At 60.9% G+C, this 17,181-nt stretch carries 18 protein-coding genes and 1 pseudogene; 17 read left to right on the top strand and 2 right to left on the bottom strand.

What is annotated here, in order from left to right:
- The first annotated feature begins 318 nt into the window (after positions 1–318).
- From B0O95_RS16350 to groL, 4 genes are all read left to right on the top strand, one after another.
- Entirely contained in the window at positions 319–954 is a 636-nt protein-coding gene (locus B0O95_RS16350; protein ID WP_233203094.1) for a TonB-dependent receptor, read from the top strand.
- The gene (locus B0O95_RS03955) at positions 951–2,426 is read left to right on the top strand and encodes a TonB-dependent receptor (RefSeq protein WP_233203093.1); all 1,476 of its coding nucleotides are present in this window, start codon (positions 951–953) and stop codon (positions 2,424–2,426) included. Before B0O95_RS16350 ends, B0O95_RS03955 begins: the two co-directional genes overlap by 4 nt.
- 173 nt (positions 2,427–2,599) lie before the next feature.
- The gene (gene groES / locus B0O95_RS03950; protein ID WP_013436121.1) at positions 2,600–2,890 is read left to right on the top strand and encodes a co-chaperone GroES; all 291 of its coding nucleotides are present in this window, start codon (positions 2,600–2,602) and stop codon (positions 2,888–2,890) included.
- Between the two features lie 42 nt (positions 2,891–2,932).
- The gene (groL, locus tag B0O95_RS03945) at positions 2,933–4,573 is read left to right on the top strand and encodes a chaperonin GroEL (RefSeq protein ID WP_104076730.1); all 1,641 of its coding nucleotides are present in this window, start codon (positions 2,933–2,935) and stop codon (positions 4,571–4,573) included.
- Between the two features lie 311 nt (positions 4,574–4,884).
- Here groL and B0O95_RS03940 read toward each other — a convergent pair whose 3' ends face one another.
- Positions 4,885–5,748 (bottom strand): hydroxymethylpyrimidine/phosphomethylpyrimidine kinase, encoded by an 864-nt coding sequence (locus B0O95_RS03940; RefSeq protein WP_104076729.1) that lies wholly within the window; start codon positions 5,746–5,748, stop codon positions 4,885–4,887.
- Positions 5,749–5,920: 172 nt separating this feature from the next.
- On the opposite strand from B0O95_RS03940, the gene B0O95_RS03935 reads away from it, so the two are divergent.
- From B0O95_RS03935 to B0O95_RS03905, 8 genes are all read left to right on the top strand, one after another.
- Positions 5,921–6,091: a rubredoxin gene (locus tag B0O95_RS03935; RefSeq protein ID WP_013436118.1), complete on the top strand. Its 171-nt coding sequence runs from the start codon at positions 5,921–5,923 to the stop codon at positions 6,089–6,091.
- Positions 6,092–6,514: 423 nt separating this feature from the next.
- Positions 6,515–6,691, top strand: coding sequence for a hypothetical protein (locus tag B0O95_RS15780; RefSeq protein ID WP_158249445.1), 177 nt, complete (start codon positions 6,515–6,517; stop codon positions 6,689–6,691).
- Between the two features lie 66 nt (positions 6,692–6,757).
- The gene (locus B0O95_RS03930) at positions 6,758–7,336 is read left to right on the top strand and encodes a YqgE/AlgH family protein (protein ID WP_104076728.1); all 579 of its coding nucleotides are present in this window, start codon (positions 6,758–6,760) and stop codon (positions 7,334–7,336) included.
- Positions 7,333–7,746, top strand: a complete 414-nt coding sequence (gene ruvX / locus B0O95_RS03925; RefSeq protein WP_104076727.1) for a Holliday junction resolvase RuvX — start codon at positions 7,333–7,335, stop codon at positions 7,744–7,746. Before B0O95_RS03930 ends, ruvX begins: the two co-directional genes overlap by 4 nt.
- A gap of 11 nt (positions 7,747–7,757) precedes the next feature.
- On the top strand, positions 7,758–8,267 hold the full coding sequence (gene pyrR, locus B0O95_RS03920) for a bifunctional pyr operon transcriptional regulator/uracil phosphoribosyltransferase PyrR (protein WP_104076863.1): 510 nt from the start codon (positions 7,758–7,760) through the stop codon (positions 8,265–8,267).
- 111 nt (positions 8,268–8,378) lie between these two features.
- On the top strand, positions 8,379–9,413 hold the full coding sequence (locus B0O95_RS03915; RefSeq protein WP_104076726.1) for an aspartate carbamoyltransferase catalytic subunit: 1,035 nt from the start codon (positions 8,379–8,381) through the stop codon (positions 9,411–9,413).
- A 46-nt stretch (positions 9,414–9,459) separates the two neighbouring features.
- Entirely contained in the window at positions 9,460–10,749 is a 1,290-nt protein-coding gene (locus B0O95_RS03910) for a dihydroorotase (protein ID WP_104076862.1), read from the top strand.
- Positions 10,746–11,627 (top strand): lysophospholipid acyltransferase family protein, encoded by an 882-nt coding sequence (locus tag B0O95_RS03905; RefSeq protein WP_104076725.1) that lies wholly within the window; start codon positions 10,746–10,748, stop codon positions 11,625–11,627. The genes B0O95_RS03910 and B0O95_RS03905 overlap by 4 nt, the downstream gene beginning before the upstream one ends.
- A 5-nt stretch (positions 11,628–11,632) precedes the next feature.
- Here the strand turns inward: B0O95_RS03905 and B0O95_RS03900 are convergent, their stop codons facing one another.
- Positions 11,633–12,508: a symmetrical bis(5'-nucleosyl)-tetraphosphatase gene (locus B0O95_RS03900; RefSeq protein WP_233203119.1), complete on the bottom strand. Its 876-nt coding sequence runs from the start codon at positions 12,506–12,508 to the stop codon at positions 11,633–11,635.
- A gap of 466 nt (positions 12,509–12,974) precedes the next feature.
- Between B0O95_RS03900 and B0O95_RS03895 the strand changes: the two are divergent.
- From B0O95_RS03895 to rfbD, 5 genes and pseudogenes are all read left to right on the top strand, one after another.
- Positions 12,975–13,400, top strand: a pseudogene (locus B0O95_RS03895) (integrase core domain-containing protein); the annotation flags it as partial.
- Between the two features lie 160 nt (positions 13,401–13,560).
- On the top strand, positions 13,561–14,622 hold the full coding sequence (gene rfbB / locus B0O95_RS03890) for a dTDP-glucose 4,6-dehydratase (protein WP_104076723.1): 1,062 nt from the start codon (positions 13,561–13,563) through the stop codon (positions 14,620–14,622).
- Positions 14,623–14,648: 26 nt separating this feature from the next.
- The gene (gene rfbA / locus B0O95_RS03885; protein ID WP_104076861.1) at positions 14,649–15,542 is read left to right on the top strand and encodes a glucose-1-phosphate thymidylyltransferase RfbA; all 894 of its coding nucleotides are present in this window, start codon (positions 14,649–14,651) and stop codon (positions 15,540–15,542) included.
- Complete coding sequence (gene rfbC / locus B0O95_RS03880; protein WP_104076722.1) at positions 15,527–16,078, top strand: dTDP-4-dehydrorhamnose 3,5-epimerase; 552 nt, start codon at positions 15,527–15,529, stop codon at positions 16,076–16,078. The genes rfbA and rfbC overlap by 16 nt, the downstream gene beginning before the upstream one ends.
- Positions 16,075–16,986 carry a dTDP-4-dehydrorhamnose reductase gene (rfbD, locus tag B0O95_RS03875; protein ID WP_104076721.1) on the top strand — a complete coding sequence of 304 codons (912 nt, stop codon included), beginning with the start codon at positions 16,075–16,077 and terminating at the stop codon, positions 16,984–16,986. The genes rfbC and rfbD overlap by 4 nt, the downstream gene beginning before the upstream one ends.
- Positions 16,987–17,181: the final 195 nt, after the last annotated feature.

Genomic DNA, 17,181 nt, shown 5'->3' with positions numbered 1-17,181 from the left:
CTGGTTAGCAGCATCGACTTGTCCAGCGGCATGATCAGCCTGGAGTAATTAATCGGCCAGGGCCGTACCGCGACGAGCAGCATGGACGGTGCGATGTACATCGTTGCGACGCTGTGGATTGCTGTGGGGGATGGGTGGGTTGCGATGCTGCTTGTCGTGAGCGGGCAACGACGCGCCGTGCCGACCATGATATTGTGGTTGATAATGCAAATGATTATCACTATTATTTAGAGATTTGTAGCCTGTTCTAAGTGTCCGCGCTGCCCGGACGAGGGTTCTAGCGCGCCTTTTCGCCGCAACTCGTAGGCATATTTATCAATGACGCGTAACAAAAAAACTTATCGCGCACTGCTGATCGCCCCTTTATTCGTCAGCGTAAAGTCGGGTTTTGCACAGGATTGGGTTGCACAGCCCGTGCTGCCCACGATTGCGGTCAGCGCGTCGGCCGCGCATGGATCATATGATGCAAGCCGTTCGCGTGCCGGCACTAAGACGGACATGTCGCTGATGGATGTGCCGCAGACCATCAACATCGTGCCACGCGCGGTGATCGATGACCAGAATGCGGCATCGATGCAGGACACGTTGCGCAACGTGCCGGGAGTCGGCTTTTCAGTCGGCGATGGCCAGCGCGACCAAATCACGATCCGTGGCTTTAACAGCATCACGGACCAGTATGTCGACGGCCTACGCGACGACGCGATGTACTATCGCGACTTGTCCAATGTGCAGCGGATCGAGGTTTTAAAAGGACCGGCAGCGGTACTGTACGGGCGCGGCTCGGCAGGGGGCATTGTCAATCGTGTGCTTAAGCGGCCACAGGCCGAGCCAGTGCAGGATATCGGCGTGATGCTGGACACGCGTGGCGAGCGTCGCGGTGAAATCGACATGGGCTGGAACGCGAATGATGCGGCACGCTTGCGTATCACCGGCGCCGCTGAGAATTCGCGTTGAACCGCCAAGCAGTCGCGCCTTCGGCGCAATTCAAGCTGAGTCCGGATACGATAGTGAACGTCGAGTTCGACTACCTACACGATCGCCGCACGTCCGATCAGGGCTTGCCCGCCTATATGGGGCGGCCGGTCGATGTGCCGATCAACACCTACTACGGCTCTGTCGATGCGGCGAACAGCTCATACAATGACGCGTTGGCGAAAAGCGCAACGATGTCGCTCGATCACCGCTTCAGCAATTCGCTAGCCTTCCACGGCGCGCTGCGTGCCTATGATTTCTCACTGGAGCGGAAAAACTATGTCACGTTCCAGCCGATCAAGGCGGCTGTGCACCCGAGCGTCACGCTCGATCAGTCGACGCGCCAACGGACCGAGCATGGCATTGACGGCGTATTTGAGCTGACGCAGCAAACGACGCTGCTCGGCATGCGTCACGAACTGCTGTATGGGATCGAACTGTCGCAGCAGCAGAAATTCGACACGATCTATGGCGTATCGAAAGTGGCAAAGTATGATCTGTACCATCCACAGCTGATCGATTTACCCGGCGTGCCGGCCGGGATGCCGGCGCGCACGAATGCAGCGACGGTCGTCGGCCTGGCCGGCGTGTACGCGCAGGACCTGGTGACATTAACACAGCAGTGGAAGCTGCTCGCCGGCCTGCGCTTTGACTATTTGGATCAGATTCGCCACGACTACGCGTCGTCCAACGTGAATCTTGCGCGTACCGACCGCGCATGGAGTCCGCGCGTCGGACTGATCTACGAGCCGCTCGAGTGGCTGACGCTGTATGGCTCGTTCAGCCAGTCTTTCTCGCCGCTTGCCGATACCCTGATCAGTTCGGGCGCGTTCGCCAATGGTGCAGCGCTGGCGCCGCAAAAGACCACCGCATACGAAGTCGGTTCGAAGTTCGACCTCGGTGGCAAGGCGACGGCGACCGTTGCGCTGTTCGATATGCGGCAGACGAACCAGCAAATCGGCGATCTGGCCAACCCCGGGTATGCGCTGCCGGTCGGCACTCAGCACGTACGGGGCTTCGAGGTTGGTTTTTCCGGCGAAATCGCACCGAAGTGGTCCGTCTACGCCGGTTATGCGTATTTGAACGGCACGGTCGACGGATCGCCGCAGTCGACGGCGGCTGGGCTGACGCTGGCCAGCAACACGCCGGGCTTGATGCCGCGCCATAGCGCGAGCCTGTGGCTCAAGCGCGAGCTTCCCTACGGCTTTTACGCGGCCGCTGGCGCCCAGTTCCAATCGGCGCGCTACGCATCCGCGAGCGATCAGGTCACGCTGCCGTCGTTTACCGTATTCAATTTGGGCGCCGGCTATCGCAGCAAGAAAATGGATGTGACGTTAACGCTGGACAACCTGTTCGATCGCCGCTATTTCATCTCGGCGCATGGCAATGCCGATATGTTCAACATGCCTGGTGAACCCCGTACGCTGACGGCCATGGTCAAGTGGCATCTGTAAGCGCGATGCTGCGTGCTAGGGAAAATTCGGGTTCTTGAAATAGTCTTCACCCGTCCATATAATTAGCACTCGCCGCACGTGAGTGCTAACAATCCGTGCCACCAAGGCGCCTGGCTTGCCGGGCGTCAACGTTAAAAAAGCGTTCTTCAGCCTGAAACACAAAAGGAGTGTGTATGAACCTTCGTCCTTTGCACGATCGCGTCATCGTCAAGCGTCTGGACCAAGAAACCAAGACGGCGTCGGGCATCGTGATCCCCGATGCAGCGGCTGAAAAGCCCGATCAGGGCGAAGTCCTGGCCATCGGCCCGGGCAAGCGTGACGACAAGGGCGCGCAGATCGCGCTCGACGTCAAGGTGGGCGACCGTGTGTTGTTCGGCAAGTATGCCGGCCAGACGGTCAAGGTCGATGGGCAGGAGTTGCTCGTCATGCGTGAAGAAGACATCATGGCGGTCGTCCAAAAGTAACGGTCGCGGTTCGGCTTTCGAAAGATTTCAAGGAGTTAGAAGATGGCAGCTAAAGACGTCGTATTTGGCGATTCCGCCCGTGCGAAGATGGTCGAGGGTGTGAACATTCTCGCCAACGCAGTGAAGGTGACGCTCGGTCCGAAGGGCCGCAACGTGGTGCTCGAGCGCAGCTTCGGCGGTCCGACGGTGACCAAGGACGGTGTGTCGGTCGCGAAGGAAATCGAGCTGAAGGACAAGCTGCAGAACATGGGCGCGCAAATGGTCAAGGAAGTGGCTTCCAAGACCAGCGACAACGCCGGCGATGGTACGACGACGGCGACCGTGCTCGCGCAGTCGATCGTGCGTGAAGGCATGAAGTATGTCGCATCGGGCATGAACCCGATGGACCTGAAGCGTGGTATCGACAAGGCGGTTGCCGCCGCAGTCGACGAGCTGCGCAAGATCAGCAAGCCGTGCACGACGAGCAAGGAAATCGCACAAGTCGGCTCGATCTCGGCCAACAGCGACACGTCGATCGGCGAGCGCATCGCTGAAGCGATGGACAAGGTCGGCAAGGAAGGCGTGATCACCGTCGAAGACGGCAAGTCGCTCGCCGACGAGCTTGAAGTGGTCGAAGGCATGCAGTTCGACCGCGGCTACCTGTCGCCGTACTTCATCAATAACCCGGACAAGCAAGTCGCGGTCCTCGAGAACCCGTACGTGCTGCTGCATGACAAGAAGATCTCGAACATTCGTGACCTGCTGCCGGTGCTCGAACAAGTGGCCAAGGCCAGCCGTCCGCTGCTGATCATTGCGGAGGATGTCGAAGGCGAAGCGCTCGCGACGCTGGTGGTGAACAACATCCGCGGCATCCTGAAGACCGTCGCGGTCAAGGCGCCTGGCTTCGGCGATCGTCGCAAGGCGATGCTCGAGGACATCGCGATCCTGACCGGTGGCCAGGTCATCGCCGAGGAAACTGGTCTGACGCTGGAAAAGGCCACGCTGCAGGAGTTGGGCCAAGCTAAGCGGATCGAAGTCGCGAAGGAAAACACGACGATCATCGATGGCGCGGGCGAAGCGAAGAACATCGAAGCGCGTGTGAAGCAGATCCGCACGCAAATCGAAGAAGCGACGTCGGACTACGATCGCGAAAAGCTGCAAGAGCGTGTCGCGAAGCTTGCGGGCGGCGTGGCGGTGATCAAGGTCGGCGCGGCCACCGAAGTCGAAATGAAGGAAAAGAAGGCGCGTGTCGAAGACGCGCTGCACGCCACACGTGCTGCCGTTGAAGAAGGCATCGTGCCGGGTGGTGGCGTCGCGCTGATCCGTGCCCGCACTGCGATCGCCAGCGTCAAGGGCGAGAACGCCGACCAAGAAGCCGGCATTAAGATCGTGCTGCGTGCGATGGAAGAGCCGCTGCGCCAGATCGTGGCGAACGGCGGTGAAGAGGCCAGCGTGGTGGTCGCGGCCGTGGCGGCTGGCAAGGGCAACTACGGCTACAACGCGGCGAGCGGCGAGTACGGCGACCTAGTCGAAGCTGGCGTGGTCGATCCGACGAAGGTCACGCGCACCGCGCTGCAAAACGCGGCGTCCGTTGCTGGTCTGCTGCTGACGACTGATGCGGCGGTGTGCGAGTTGCCGAAGGAAGACGCACCGGCGCCGGCCGGCATGCCGGGCGGCATGGGTGGCATGGGCATGGACATGTAATTCGGCTCTTGCCGAATGGAGTCCGGGCGGCGCCCCATGGGGGCGCCGCTCCCCCGACCCGAAAAACCCGCAGCGATGCGGGTTCAGACTGCTGACGAACCCCATGTTTTTCGGAACATGGGGTTTGTTTTTTTATGCGGCTGCGCTGTTGGCGCGGTATGGCGCGATTGGGTGGAGCAAGCCCGCAAGATCGGCAATGAGCCGCTGCAACGGTGCATTTTTTATAGTGCGCCGACTGCTGCCGCTAGCCGCCGGTCACGGTGGCCGGAACAGGACGGCGTCTTGTCTCGCGTGAACGGCAGCGGGCCGGGTCAATGGCGCAACACGCCGGCTGGCGTGTTCGGCTCCGCAGCTGGCGGACTTTGACCTTCATCCGTGGTGCGGGCCCAGAAGAAGCGGTCCAGCAGGTATCCGCCCATGCCCGGTCGATAGGCGTGCCGGATCGCCTGGTGCACGTACTCCTGCGCCTCGCGCACCGCCTCGCCCGGGTCCTGGCCATTGGCGAGCAGTGCCGTGATCGCAGCGCCCAGCGTATCGGCAAGCCCGATCAGCCGCTCGCCGCCGCGGTCCCATGCATCCTGACGGATCTGACCTTCTTCGCTGAACAACGTGTTGAGCAGTTGCGAAGGCCGTGCGTCGGTGCACAACACGTATTCGCAGCCCTGCCCGAGCAGGTGGGCAATGGCACCGTCGAGCATGATCGGATCGGCTTCGGAATCCGGCTGCGCCAACTGCACGAGGGTCGCCGGGTCTGCGATCAGCAACGTCGTCTGGGGCGCGAGTAGTTCCGCGATCGACTCGCGCAACTCGTCGCCGGCCAGCATGTGCTGCTCGTCGAGCGTGAAGTCCGGAACCAGGATCAGCGGCAGATCGTCATAATCTGCGACAACTTCCGCAATCGCGCTGACAATTTCGGCCCGCGTCGTCGCGCCGACCTTGAAGGCGGCAACCGGCATGTCCTCGAGCAGCATCCGGGCTTGCGACGCGACCGCCTCGGGGTCCAGGCCGGTCACGTCGCCGGCGGCCGCCGAATCGCGCACTGCATAGCCGGTCAACACCGACACCCCATGACAGCCTATGCTGGCCAGCGTGAGTAGGTCGGCTTGCAGGCCTGATGCGCCGGTCGGGTCCGACAGGCCAAAGGTGAGAACGATCGGAGGGGCGTCGCTGGACATGGAAGGCGTGAAGCGTTACAGGGGGATGGCGATGGCCGCGGCATGGGCGACACGAACCCGTGTCTTCGAATGGACCGGCCGCGCTGCATAGCCGTTGCTAGGCAACGACGCGACGACAAGGTACCATCGTGCCTTTCATTGTAACGGATCACTCGTTCGACGCGGCAACAAGATGGAATACAAGAGTTGGATGTGCCTGATTTGCGGTTGGATCTACGACGAAGAAGCGGGTCTTCCGGAAGAGGGGATTCCGCCCGGCACACGTTGGGAGGATGTCCCGATCAACTGGACGTGCCCCGAGTGCGGTGCACGGAAGGAAGATTTCGAGATGGTCCAAATCTGAACTACCGAGCGCCGACTCGTTGCATCGGTAGCGAGCGATGCGAATGCGCATCGATTGGAGGGCATGGAGCCCCCGCTGTCGTTCGATGACCTCGCCCTGGCTGCACGACCGGTGTCAGCGGCTGTTCTGCATCCGATCAGTCGCCTGGAGGCGTGGTTGCTCCTGCGCGTGCGGTATGAGCCATGCGCTATTCGCTGTTGCCGGTGCTGCGAGCCCATGCCGACGACGCGCCGGCGCTGCTCCAGCAGCTCGGCGGCTACCTGGACGAACTGCAGGATTGCGTCATGGATTTGAAAGGTCCAGACCCTTACGACGTGTGTCGGCTGGCCGCCGGTGCGCTGCCCGCGCTTCGACTATGGCAGGATGGCGGCGGCGTTGCGCCGGTCCATGCCAAGCGTGTGATTGCACGATTGGACTTGCTGCTTGCGCAGCACGCGCGCGGCGTGGCAACGTACGCGCTGGGCTGCGCGGGGAACAGGCGAGACGCTCAAGCGGCGGTTGTACCAGATCGCCGTCGGCATTCCGCTGCCCGATCCAGCTGCCGTGCTGTTCGACCTGGCCATTGCAATCGAAGGCAGCCGGCGCGTGGCCGGGCTATAGTGGAGTCGGCAAAGTGCCATCGTCGAAGTCGCTAGAGACCCCCGGGTCTTTGCTAAAATCCGAAACATGTCAAAGACCACTGATCGCATCAACCTGACCAACCAGTTCCTGATCGCTATGCCAAGCATGGCCGATCCCACTTTTTCCGGAACGGTGGTGTACCTCTGCGATCACAGCGAGCGCGGCGCGTTCGGGCTGGTGATCAACAGGCCGACCGATATCGATCTGCAGGCGCTGTTTTCCCGCATCGACCTGAAGCTAGAGATTGAGCCGCTGTTGCACGTACCCGTCTATTTCGGTGGGCCGGTGCAGACCGAGCGCGGCTTTGTGCTGCATGAGCCGGTCGGCAGCGGCAACTATACGTCGTCGATGTCGGTGCCCAGCGGGCTGGAGATGACCACGTCGAAGGACGTGCTCGAAGCGGTCGCGAACGGCAACGGGCCCAAGCGCTTCCTGCTGACGCTCGGGCATGCCGGCTGGGGCGCGGGGCAGCTGGAGGACGAGATTTCAAAGAATGGCTGGCTGACCGTCGAGGCGGATCCGAAGATCGTGTTCGACGTGCCGGCCGAGCGACGTTTCGACGCGGCGCTCGCGCTGCTGGGCATCTCATCGACGATGCTCTCCGGCGAGGCAGGCCACGCATGAGTACGGCGGCGGCCACGCTGCTCGCGTTCGACTACGGACAAAAGCGCATCGGTGTGGCGATTGGCAACACGCTGACCCGCTGCGCTCGGGCACTCACAACCGTCGAAAACCGCAACCGCGAATACCGTTTCACCGCGGTGGGCGAGTTGATCGACCAATGGCAGCCGCTGCGGCTGGTCGTCGGGCTGCCAGTGCATCCCGATGGCGCACCGCACGAGATGACGCAGCAGGCGCGGCGTTTCGGTAACCAACTCAATGGGCGTTTCAACCTGCCAGTGACCTGGGTCGACGAGCGCTATTCGTCGGTCGAGGCCGAAGCGGCAGGAGCGCGTGGTGCCGTCGTGGACGCACAGGCAGCATGCATCATTCTTCAGCAGTATTTTGATGAACAGCTATCCGAGAGCCGATGATGAGTGCCGCCATCGCGTCGATTGACGCGGAACAGTTGTATCGCGCGATGCGCGACCCGTTGCAGGCTGCGCTGGGCGATGCGATACGCTCAGGCACGACCGCACTGGCAGGGATCCATAGCGGCGGCGCGTGGATTGCCGAACGGCTTGCCCAAGACCTGGGCGCGGCCTCGTTTGGCGTGGTCAATGTCGCGCTGCACCGCGACGACTATGCGAAAAAAGGCCTACACAGCCAGGCGCAGCCCACGTCGTTGCCGTTCGGCGTGGACGGCATGCGCATCGTGCTGGTGGATGACGTGCTATTCACCGGGCGCACGATCCGTGCCGCGATCAACGAGCTGTACGACTACGGCCGCCCGGCGTGCGTTGAGTTGGCCGTGCTGGTCGACCGCGGTGGCCGTGAACTGCCGATCGCTGCGCGCTTTGTTGGCGCGGTGCTCGACGTGCCGGTGAACGAGACGCTTGTGCTGCGGCGTGACCGCCACGGTGCGCTGGCGTTCGTCACCGAAGCGCAAGCGTGACACGGCGTCGCGCGCATGGGCGTACCCCGCGTTGGCCGGTGTTGCATTGCTTATTTTATCCAGTGACGGCTGTGCGGCTGTCACCACGTTCATGATTGAACCGCGTTATCCATGAATACCGCCACCCCAGAGCCCGCCGAACCGACGCGCGCCGCCGCGCCGGCACCCGCTGCATTCCGTCCGGGTTTCCTGCGCGGCCACCCGCAATTGAACCGTCATGGTGAGCTTAAACATCTGCTGACGATCGAAGGCCTGCCTCCCGCGGTGGTCACGCATATCCTGGACACTGCGGCCCAATTCGTCAGCGTGACGGACCGCGACGTCAAGAAGGTGCCATTGTTGCGCGGCAAATCGGTGTTCAACCTGTTCTTCGAGAATTCGACGCGCACGCGCACGACGTTCGAGATTGCCGCGAAGCGGCTGTCCGCGGACGTGCTGAATTTGAACATTAATGCGTCATCGACGAGCAAGGGAGAGTCGCTGCTGGACACGATCAACAATCTGTCGGCGATGCATGCGGACATGTTCGTCGTGCGGCATGCGCAAAGCGGTGCGCCGTACCTGATCGCGCAGCACTGCGCGCCGCACGTGCATGTGATCAATGCCGGAGACGGTCGCCACGCGCACCCGACGCAGGGGCTGCTGGACATGTACACGATTCGCCACTACAAGCGCGACTTCACGCAGCTGCGGGTGGCCATCGTTGGCGACATCCTGCATTCGCGCGTCGCGCGCTCCGATATCCATGCGTTGACCACGCTGGGTGTGCCTGAGATCCGTGCGATCGGGCCCCGCACGCTGCTGCCTGGCGGACTGGAGCACCTCGGCGTGCGCGTTTTCCACGACATGCAGCAGGGCTTGCGCGACGTCGACGTGATCATCATGCTGCGCCTGCAGAACGAGCGCATGAGTGGCGCACTGTTGCCGTCCGCGCAGGAGTACTTCAAGACGTGGGGTCTGACGTCGGAGCGGCTCGCGTACGCCAAGCCTGATGCGATCGTCATGCATCCGGGACCGATGAACCGCGGCGTCGAGATCGAATCAAGCGTCGCGGACGGCCCGCAGGCCGTGATCTTAAACCAGGTCACGTTCGGTATCGCAGTGCGCATGGCGGTGATGGGCATCGTCGCAGGCAACAATGACTGAAACGCAGCAAACGCAGCGGCAAGCATTCGAAAACACGTCTACGAGCATGAAGATTCATATCAAGGGTGGTCGCGTTATCGACCCGGTGGCGGGCACCGAGCAGCAGGCGGATGTTTGGATCGCGGATGGCCGCATTGTCTCGATTGGCGCCGCCACGGCGCCATTGCACGACGTCCAAACTCTCGATGCCACGGGGCTAGCGATCGCCCCGGGACTGGTCGATTTGTGCGCGCGGCTGCGCGAGCCGGGATACGAGTATCGCGCGACGCTGGAGTCCGAGATGGCCGCGGCGCTGGCCGGCGGCGTGACTAGCCTCGTGTGTCCGCCCGATACCGACCCGCCGCTGGACGAGCCGGGGCTGGTCGAAATGTTGAAGTTCCGTGCTCGCAACCTGGACCAAGTCCATGTGTATCCGCTTGGAGCATTGACGGTGGACCTGAAGGGCGAGGTCATCACCGAGATGGCCGAGTTGACCGAGGCGGGGTGCGTTGGCTTCACGCAGGCGGACCGGCCGATCGTCGACACTACGGTACTGCTGCGGGCGCTGCAATACGCGAACACGTTCGGCTACACGGTCTGGTTGCGGCCGCAGGACCCGTATCTAGGCCGCGGTGGTATCGCCGCCAGCGGACCGGTCGCGTCGCGGCTCGGGCTGCCGGGGGTGCCGGTGGCCGCCGAGACGATCGCGCTGCATACGATCTTCGAGCTGATGCGCGCGACGGGTGCGCGGGTTCATCTGCAACACTTGTCGTCGGCGGCGGGCCTCGAACTGGTGCGCGCAGCCAAGCGCGAAGGGCTGCCGGTCACGTGCGACGTCACGATCAATCATGTTCACTTGATCGATGTGGACATCGGCTACTTCGACGCTCAGTTCCGCGTCGACCCGCCGCTGCGCTCGCAGCGCGACCGCGATGCGATCCGCGCGGCGCTCGCTGACGACACCATCGATGCGATCTGCTCGGATCATACGCCCGTGGACGACGACGAAAAGCTGCGGCCTTTCGGCGAGGCGTCGCCCGGGGCGACTGGACTGGAACTGCTGCTATCGTTGACGCTCAAGTGGGCGGCTGAGGAGAAGCGGTCGCTGGCACACGCGCTGGCCAAGGTCACCTGTGCGCCGGCTGGATTGCTCGGGTTGCCGGCGGGCAGGCTCGAGCCCGGCGCCACAGCGGACCTGTGCGTGTTCGATCCCGCCGCGCATTGGCATGTCGAGCCGCGGGTGCTAAAAAGCCAGGGGCACAATACGCCGTTCCTGGGGTACGAATTGCCAGCGCGGGTGCGCGCCACGATCGTGGCCGGGCGTGTTGCGTACGACAGCCGAGACCGGCAGGCGTGAACCGGTTTTCAGTCGCATGGCGCAAGGCGCGGCTCGTCGCGCACGTGCTGCATGGCGCGTGGACAGCCGCCACGCGCTTTTCGCGCACCGACGACGATGGCCGCCGGGCATTGACGCGACAGTGGAGCCTGCGCTTTCTCGCGCTCGCCGGCGTGCAGCTCGTCGTGCACCATGACGAGCGTCGCGTCGATGCGGGCGCGATGGTGGTCGGCAATCACGTCTCGTGGATTGACATCTATGTGATCAATGCCTGGCGGCCGACACCGTTCGTCTCCAAGGCGGAGGTGCGCGACTGGCCAGTGATCGGTTGGCTGGCCGCCAAGCTCGACACCGCGTTCGTACAGCGCGACAAGCGCAGCGACGCAAAGCGGATCATGCACGAACTGGTGCAGCGACTCCAAGGCGGGCGGTCGATCTGCGTGTTTCCGGAGGGCACGACGTCCGACGGCGTCGAGGTGCTGCCTTTTCATGCGAACCTGTTCCAAGCTGCGGTGTCGGCCGGCGCGCCGGTCCAACCGATTTGCCTGATGTACGAGGATGCACACGGGTGCCAGTCCACCGCGCCCGCGTATGTGGGCGATATCACGCTTGGGCAATCGTTGGACGCGCTATTGCGCCACGGGCCGTTGACCGTGCACCTGTACGTCGGCGCTGCGCTCGAGGCGGCTTCGCAGCGACGGGTCGTGGCGCATGATGCGCAACGCGTGGTGAGCGATGCGCTGAGCGAGTTGCAGCAGCGTGTGAAGCCGCCGCTGACGCGTCCGGTGTTGGCGCAAGCGCCGACGTATGCGAAACGACAGGGTGACGCGCGATCGTGCGATCCGGCGCTACCCACCGCCCCGACGCTGGACGAAGAGTTGGACCGCGCCTCGCCCTGAGCGCATCAGCGTTGCTTGCCGCAGTCGACCTGGACCACGGTCCGGCGCCGCGGATCGGCGTCCAATCGTACGGCGGACAGCTTTCCTCCCCAGACACAGCCCGAGTCCAGCGCGATCACGTCTTCGCGCACCACCAGGCCGAGCGCCGCCCAGTGGCCAAACACCACCAGCGTATCGGCGCTGCGGCGCTGCGGCACATCGAACCATGGCATGAACCCAGTCGGTGCGGTATTCGGGGCCCCGCTTGCGCCGAACTCCATCCGTCCGTGCGCATCGCAGAAGCGCATGCGTGTTATGGCATTGACGATCACACGGGAGCGCGCCTCGCCTTGCAGCATATCGCACCACGTATCCGGCTCGTTGCCCCACAGCGACTGCAGGAACGCTTTCCAAGCGTCGCCCTGCAGCTGCGCTTCAATCCCACGCGCCAGCTCGAGCGCGACGCGGGCATCCCATTGCGGCAGCACGCCGGCATGCACGAGCAGCCGCTGCCCGTCGTAATGCGCCAGCGGCCGATGCCGCAGCCAGTCGATCAAGTCGGCGGCGTCCGGCGCGGCGAGGATGTCATCGAGCGTATCGCCGCGCTTGGGGCGATGCACGCCGGCCGCGATCGCCAATAAGTGAAGGTCATGGTTGCCGAGCACGGCCACGGCACGGTCGCCGAGTCCAATGATACGGCGTAGTGCCGCAAGCGACGCGGGGCCGCGGTTGACCAGGTCGCCGGCGAACCACAGCGGTGTATCGGCCGTCGGTCCCAGCTTGTCGAGTAGCCGATCTAACGCGTTGCAGCAACCCTGGACGTCGCCGATGCCGATCGGTGGGGGGCTGGCGGTGTCGTGGCCGAGACCGGCCACGGCGTCCGGCTTGACTACGTAGTTCATCGGCAGCGATTTCAGCATGCGTGTAAGCGACTTCATCAAGGGGGGCTGAATAGGCGCCAGAACATAGATCCGGCGCTCATTTTTTAGAATATGTTAACAATTCCAAGCACTTAATTATCGTGCACTATCATTTCACCTGCGCCGTTAGAGCGTGAAAAAATATTACAGGCTGCAATAGGATCGGCATTCGCATTTTTCTGCGGCGCTCAAGCGGGCAGCACCGGCACACTTGTTTCATGGCTGGACGCCTTGCGTAAGCCAGTAACCGTGCGTGCGTGTCGCTTCAAACCTTTTCGGGGAAGGGGAATGACAGACGAAACGTGTCGGGGCCCTGCAATACTATACAAGCCAGCAATGTTCGCGCCAATGGCGGGGATTTTTCCGCGCGCCGACGCTCACCGCCAGCCTGGCAGCCGCGCTCGCGTCGGCGGGCAAGCACGACGTGGCGATCGGCCTGGGTCCGCAGAATGAATACACGCGGGAATGCCTGGCAATTGAGGTCAGCGCCAGCCTGCGCTCGCAGGACGTAGTCCTGGTGCTGCCGTGGTTGATGAACTATATGGGCAACCAGCGGTCATTCGGTCAGACAACGGCGCGGAATTTACCGCCGCCCGAGTCATGCACTGGTTGCGTGACACAGCGATCGGGCCGGCCTTCATCACGCCCGGTAGTCCATGGCAAAACGGCTTCGTCGAAAGCTTCAATGGCAAGCTGCGCGACGAACTGTTGAATCGTGAATGGTTCCGCAGCCGTGGCCAAGGTGCTCATCGAGTGTTGGTGGCAGTTCTACAACGAACGTCGAGCGCATAGCGCTCATCGTTACCAACCTCCAGCTACGGTCCGTCGAGCTTGGCTGGCGTCCGATAATATCGACATGCGACTCACTGCCTGATTGGTCACAAAATCTCGTCGCAGGTCAAGGGTTTGCCGGCTCCCTCCTTTATAATTTATTGTTAGACATTTGTTTTCGCGCACTGATTCGGCCCCGAACCGCGATAAGAGTAGCAGCGGGCTCGTGCGTGTCCGTTGGCATCCAAACCGAAGGTACTTTGATGATTCTCGTAACGGGAGGCGCCGGATTCATTGGCGGCAATTTCGTTCTCGATTGGTTGCAACGTAGCGACGAAGCGGTGCTCAACGTCGACAAGCTAACCTATGCCGGTAACCTACGTACGCTGAAGTCGCTTGAAGGGAATCCGCTGCACATGTTCACGCGGGTGGACATCTGTGACCGGCTTGCGCTCGATACATTGTTCGCACGGTACGCACCGCGTGCGGTTGTGCATTTCGCCGCAGAAAGCCATGTGGATCGTGCGATTCATGGCCCCGCAGCATTTGTGCAAACTAATGTGGTAGGTACATTTACGCTGCTTGAGGCAGCACGCGCATATTGGAACACGCTCACTGGCGAGGCAAAGAGCATGTTTCGATTCCTGCATGTGTCAACTGATGAGGTCTTCGGTTCACTCTCGCTAAGTGAGCCGCCATTTTCCGAGGCGACGCCGTACGCGCCGAACAGTCCGTACTCCGCCACCAAAGCTGCATCCGATCATTTGGTACGTGCATACCATCATACGTACGGGTTACCGACCCTCACGACGAACTGCTCAAATAACTACGGGCCCTACCATTTTCCGGAAAAGCTGGTCCCTTTGATGATCGTTAGCGCATTGGCTGGTAAGCGGCTTCCCGTGTATGGCGACGGGCAGAACGTGCGCGACTGGTTGTATGTTGGCGACCACTGCTCGGCGATATGCGAGGTCCTCGCGCGTGGAACGCCGGGAGAAACGTACAACGTTGGAGGCTGGAACGAAAAGACAAACATCGAAGTCGTGCACGCGGTGTGCGACCTGTTGGACGCACTTAGGCCAAAGCCCTGTGGTTCGTATCGCGACCAGGTTACTTTCGTCACGGACAGGCCTGGACACGACCGCCGATACGCGATCGACGCACGAAAGCTCGAGCGCGTGCTTGGCTGGAAACCTGCGGAGACGTTCGAAAGCGGTTTAAAGAAAACAGTTCAGTGGTATCTTGATAACCAGGACTGGGTCAACGAGGTACAGTCCGGTGAATACCGGAAGTGGGTCGAAGTGAACTATGCTCAACGTGCGTGATGGCCGAGGCTTCTAATATGGCAGATATGGCACGTAAGGGTATTATCCTGGCAGGGGGATCCGGAACTCGGCTTTATCCGATCACGCATGCGATCTCCAAACAACTGCTGCCCGTGTACGACAAGCCGATGATCTACTACCCATTGTCGACGTTGATGATGGCGGGGATTCGCGATGTGCTCGTAATTTCGACACCCGATGACACACCGCGTTTCGAGGCCATGTTGCACGACGGCCAGCAATGGGGAATGAACATCCAATACGCGGTGCAGTCCTCACCGGACGGCTTGGCCCAAGCCTTTGTCATTGGCCGTCAGTTCATCAGCAATAATCCGTCGGCGCTGATTCTGGGTGACAACATCTTTTATGGGCATGATTTGGTGAAGCAGCTCGAGCATGCCAATGCGCAACGGGATGGAGCTACCGTCTTCGCGTATCACGTGCATGATCCTGAGCGTTATGGCGTCGTGGAGTTTGACAGTGAGTTCCGCGCGCTATCGATAGAAGAGAAGCCGGCCAAGCCTCGCTCTCACTATGCTGTTACAGGATTATATTTTTATGACAATAGCGTCTGCGATATCGCGCAATCAATCAGGCCCTCGCCACGCGGCGAACTCGAGATTACTGACGTGAATTGCGTGTACCTTAACGCGGGCAAGCTTAATGTCGGGATAATGGGGCGTGGCTTTGCATGGCTTGATACGGGTACGCACGACTCTTTAATTGAAGCGGCGACGTTCATTGCGACGCTGCAAAAGCGTCAGGGGCTTGTTGTTGCTTGTCCGGAGGAGGTCGCGTATCGGCTTGGGTGGATCGACGCCGAGCAATTGCTCAAGCTCGCGACACCTCTTGCTAAAAGCCAGTATGGCAGGTATTTACAGACTATAGTGACGGACCACGTTGTATGGCAATCCAGGTAAAGGCTACTTCATTGCCCGAAGTGAAGATCATTGAGCCACAAATTTTTGGTGACGAAAGGGGCTTTTTTTTTGAAAGCTTCAATGCACGTGAGTTTGCGCAGTCGGTCAATAGCAACGCGGTCTTCGTTCAAGACAATCACTCTCGTTCGGCAAAGGGCGTCTTGCGCGGATTACACTACCAGATCGAACATGCGCAAGGCAAGCTTATACGCGTGGTATATGGCGAAGTCTTCGATGTTGCGGTCGACATACGGCGAAGCTCGCCCAATTTTGGAAAATGGGTAGGTATTTACTTGTCCGCGGAGAACCGGCGGCAATTATGGGTGCCGGCAGGTTTTGCGCATGGCTTCTTGACGTTGTCCGATAGTGCGGAGTTCTTGTACAAGACCACTGATTACTGGTTTCCCAAGTTCGAGCGCAGCATCTTATGGAACGATCCGAAACTGGGAATCGAATGGCCTCTACAAGGCGACCCTGTGGTCGCTGCAAAGGACGCGGGTGGTAAGCGGTTGAGTGAAGCGGAGCTGTATGCATGACGGTTAGTGAGCGAAAACGGCGCGGCGAAGCGACGATCCTGGTGACGGGTGCAACGGGACAGATTGGCTTTGAATTGGTTCGCACAATGCAGGGCTTGGGCAAAGTGATCGCTGTTGATAGAGCCGCTTTTGATTTGACCAAACCAGATCAGATGCGTGCCGTCATACGTACCATCAGGCCCGCGGTGATTGTGAATCCAGCTGCCTACACGGCGGTCGATGCGGCGCAGAACAATCCCGGCTTAGCAATGCAGGTCAATGCGAAGGCTCCCGGCGTGTTGGCCGACGAGGCGAGGCGGGTGGGGGCTGCGATAATCCACTATTCGACGGACTACGTCTTCAACGGCGAAAAGGACTCACCGTACGTTGAAGAAGACGAGGCTGACCCCAGGAATTTTTATGGCGTCAGCAAGCTAGCTGGAGAGCGGGCGATTGCAAGCGCGGGTGCGCACCATCTAATCCTGCGCACGAGCTGGGTCTATGGCATGCGTGGCAAAAATTTCTTGCTGACGATGCTGCGTCTCGGAAAGGAACGAGATGAAATCAAAGTTGTAGCTGATCAATTTGGCTCGCCGACATGGAGCAACACCATCGCGACGCTGACCGCACATATCGTATCCCAGGCGCTAGCCGCCCACGATACGCGACAATGGTGGCAAGAGCGTTCAGGTCTTTATCACCTAACCGCGGCCGGCTCAACATCATGGCATGGTTTTGCCAAAGCCATCTTTGATGCGATAGCGTTGAAGCGTGTGCCGATTGTTATGCCGATACCCGCATCCGACTTTCCCACACAAGCGGAGCGACCGGCGAATTCTTGTTTGTCTAACGGTAAGTTAGAGCGCGTGTTTGGTTTGCAGCCACCGCGATGGGATCAGGGGTTGAAGTTGTGTCTTCAATTCCATTGACAGTGCGAATCAATTTTCCGCAAGTGACTCTGGCTTGCAAAGTCGCTTTGTTTGATAGTAAAATCCCCCGGATTTGTTGGAGGGTAAGCACCCGACAAAGGCATCCCCCGGGGCGTAAATTACCGCAATCAAGCTGCGGAAGTTGCCCAGCGATGCGGTAGAAGTGCGGCAATGTCGTCGGCTCGGTAGATGGGC

It is taken from the genome of Mycetohabitans endofungorum, assembly GCF_002927045.1.
Lineage (GTDB): Bacteria > Pseudomonadota > Gammaproteobacteria > Burkholderiales > Burkholderiaceae > Mycetohabitans > Mycetohabitans endofungorum.
This window is presented reverse-complemented; position numbering and strand designations above follow the sequence as displayed.